At 59.4% G+C, this 720-nt stretch carries 1 protein-coding gene; it reads left to right on the top strand.

The window, feature by feature from the left end; all coding sequences use genetic code 11:
* On the top strand, window positions 1-502 hold a 502-nt coding region (locus J7395_RS20810), incomplete at its 5' end, for a transposase (RefSeq protein WP_209223608.1).
* Window positions 503-720 lie beyond the last annotated feature (218 nt).

Genomic DNA, 720 nt, shown 5'->3' with positions numbered 1-720 from the left:
TTGGTGCACAACCGGACAAGATCGGGCGGTCGAACTGCTAGGCGATAGGCCCGATTATCAACTGCTGCGCACCATTCCCGGCATCGGGCCGATCAATGCGCTGACCATTCTGGCCGAGACAGGTGATCTGCGCCGGTTCCGCCATCACCGTCAGTTTCTGAAGTTCTGCGGCATGGATCTGGCCACCGTCCAGTCCGGCATGTTCCGCGGTCGGAGCAAGATATCGAAGTATGGCAATGCCCGTCTCCGACGCACGTTATGGCTGGCGGGTCAGACAGCGGTTCTGAAGAAGACCAACAGCTTTCGGGACAAATTCGAGCGTTACATCGCGCAAGATCGCCACAACCCGGATCTGCGCCGCAAGGCCTACACCGCCATCGCAGCCAAGATGGCGCGCACCATTCACGCCGTGATCCAATCCGGCGAACCCTATCGCCCCTTCTTCGAGGGGGTGAGCCCAGGCGGAAGGACCTCTCTCTCAAAGGGCCGTGGAGGCGCATAACGCGACCTCGTAGATAATGTTCGGGCCTTCCGCTTGGGATTTAGGATCTCGTCTTAAGGACGGTGAGGGCGGCAACCAAGCCGACCCTGTATTTGCTATGGAAGAGACCACTTCTTGACGGCGGAGCCCGCCTGGGCAACTATTCCAAAGGTATCCGGTCGCTCGGATGCCCCGTGATCTGACGTCTCAAACCGCGTCTTGTTCCCGAGCTAGGACGT

Source organism: Thalassospira sp. A3_1, assembly GCF_017744215.1.
GTDB classification, from domain to species: domain Bacteria; phylum Pseudomonadota; class Alphaproteobacteria; order Rhodospirillales; family Thalassospiraceae; genus Thalassospira; species Thalassospira lucentensis_A.
This window is presented reverse-complemented; position numbering and strand designations above follow the sequence as displayed.